Source organism: Geobacillus sp. ZGt-1 (assembly GCF_001026865.1).
Classification (GTDB): domain Bacteria; phylum Bacillota; class Bacilli; order Bacillales; family Anoxybacillaceae; genus Geobacillus; species Geobacillus thermoleovorans.
The window spans coordinates 117,065-119,493 of the sequence record NZ_LDPD01000008.1 but is presented as its reverse complement, the minus strand read 5'-3'; the positions used below and the strand labels follow the sequence as shown (position 1 = coordinate 119,493).

Annotated in this window: 2 protein-coding genes; both read right to left on the bottom strand. The window is 53.0% G+C overall.

Annotated features, from left to right (window positions below; genetic code table 11):
- Positions 1-467 (bottom strand): ABC transporter substrate-binding protein (locus VU18_RS18975; protein ID WP_047757626.1); only part of this gene is annotated, 467 nt, incomplete at its 3' end.
- Positions 468-594: 127 nt separating this feature from the next.
- A complete protein-coding gene (locus VU18_RS02800; RefSeq protein WP_014195010.1) occupies positions 595-2,139 on the bottom strand; it encodes a fatty acid--CoA ligase family protein in 1,545 nt (514 codons plus the stop codon).
- Between the last annotated feature and the right edge of the window lie 290 nt (positions 2,140-2,429).

Genomic DNA, 2,429 nt, shown 5'->3' with positions numbered 1-2,429 from the left:
GGGTGCGTATCGGTCGTTCCCGTCACATTGCCGCCCGGTTTTTCCATTGATTGGACAAGCTGTGCGCCGACTGGGTCAGTCACCGAAGTGAACACGATTGGAATGTCTTTTGTCGCATTGAGCGCCGCCTGCGCGCTTGGCGTTGAGTTGGCAAAAATCAAGTCGACGCCGTCCGAAACAAAATTATTGGCGATCGTTTGGTTGTTGCTTTGGTCGCCTTGGGCGATTTGCACGTCATACTCAACGGACAGCCCTTTGTCTTTTAACGCCTGCTGGAATCCCTTGCGCGCCGCATCGAGCGATGGATGCTCGACAATTTGCGTCACGCCGATTTTGTACGTCTTTTCTTTCCCGCTCTTCCCGCCGCTTCCCTGGCTGCTTCCCGTCTCTTTCGCGCCGCCGCAGCCGCCAAGCAACAACAAGCCGGCTGCACACACCGCGGCGAACCGCCGAATCGATTGGCCCATGATCCCATCCCCCTATGTAGAGAAGTTTAGTCCTTTTAAACTTTTATGTGTTAAATTATATAAATTTATCTACTTGTTTTCAATATACTATTCAAAAAAAAGAAAAGGTGCTGAAAATTCAGCACCATCAAGCATGGGAAGACGCGAGCCGCTCTTTTAACGCTCTTCGCAAAATTTTTCCTGTCGCATTTTTCGGCAGCTCGTCCAAAAAGTCAATCGCGCTCGGCACTTTATATTTTGCCAACCGCTCACGGCAGTAAGCAATGAGCTCTGCTTCCGTCAACTCCGGATTTTTCGCGACGACATACGCCCGCACCGCCTCTCCGTAATCCGGGTCCGGCACGCCGATCACCGCGGCTTCAACGACATCCGGATGGCTGTACAGCACTTCTTCGACTTCGCGTGGATACACGTTGTAGCCGCCGACGATAATCATCTCTTTCTTTCGGTCGACGATGTAGAAATAGCCGTCCTCGTCCATGCGCGCCAAATCACCGGTGTGCAGCCAGCCGTCGCGCAAGGCGGCCGAGGTCTCTTCAGGCATTTTGTAGTACCCTTTCATGACGTTCGGCCCGCGAACGACAAGCTCGCCAACTTCGCCGACGGGCACTTCTTCTCCGTATTCGTTGACGACCTTATTTTCAACGTTTTTAATGTTCGTTCCAATCGAACCAGGCTTGCGCGGCCGATCGAGCGGATTAAAGCAGGTGACAGGGGACGCCTCCGAAAGCCCATATCCTTCCGAAATGATGACGTTGAACTTTTTCTCAAAGTTTTCAAGCAAAGCGACCGGCATTGAAGCGCCTCCTGAGATGCAAAGGCGGAGCGTCCGCAAATCGTCCGCGCTTCCACCTTCGTACTGATAAAGGAAATTGTACATCGTCGGCACGCCGGCAAAAATCGTCGCTTTTTCCTCTCGGGCCAGCTGAAACAACTTTGCTGGGCTGAACTTTGGCATGATGAGCACCGTTCCGCCGTTCATCAGCGGGGCATTGAGCGCCACGGTCAAGCAAAAGACATGAAACATCGGCAACGCGGCGATGACGCGATCGTTTTCATTGATGCCTAAATAATCAGCCGTATCTTGCGCATTGCTGTATATGTTTTTATGAGTGAGCATCGCCCCTTTCGGCTTGCCGGTCGTCCCCGATGTGTACAAAATGACGGCGACATCGTCATCACCCAGTTCAGGTCCGGTAAAGTCCGGGCTGCCGTCCGCCAACACTTCTGCAAACGATTTCATCCCTTCCGACAGCGAAACACCTTTCTCCTTCCCTTCCGGCGTTTCACAAACGATCGCATGCTCGAGCAGCGGAAGCCGCTTCTTCGCCTCCACAAACAACGGAGCGAGCAAGTCGAGGCCGATCACCGCCTTGACGTCGCCGTTGTGCAAAATATAAGAAATTTCCTCGGGCGTGTAAATGGGATTGATCGGAATGACGGTCGCCCCAAGCCGCAACGCCCCGTACAAGCCGATGACAAACTGCGGCGAGTTGCCAAGCAACAAGGCGATATGGTCGCCTCGGCGAACGCCAAGCCGCGCCAACCCGTCGGCAAATCGGGAAATGGCTTCGTCCAATTGTTGATACGTGCACCGCTCTTTCATGAACACATACGCTTCCTTGTCCGGCAACTGCTTAGCGATTTGCGCCAACCGCGTCGTTACGTTCATATACGCTCCTCCCCCAAAATGAATGAATGACCATTCATTTTATAAGTAAAAAAATTCGAACTATATTTATTATAAAAAAAAGAACAGCAAAGGGCAAGGGAAAGCGTTTCCTTTGCTGTTCTCTCTTATTTTGGCCTATTGCGCCCATATTAGGCCGGTGTGGGCGAGGCGGATGACACCGCGGAACGTCCGGCCAGCCTCCTCAACCAGCTGCTCGTGCCGGCCAACGTGTGGCAAATGCGTCAACCATAATTCTCCGACACGTGCTCCCTCCGCGATGGCCGCCGCCT

What these genes read in the sequence shown, in the direction of transcription:
- VU18_RS02800 (WP_014195010.1), bottom strand. Translation starts at nt 2,139, where the DNA reads ATGAACGTAACGACGCGGTTGGCGCAAATCGCTAAGCAGTTGCCGGAC.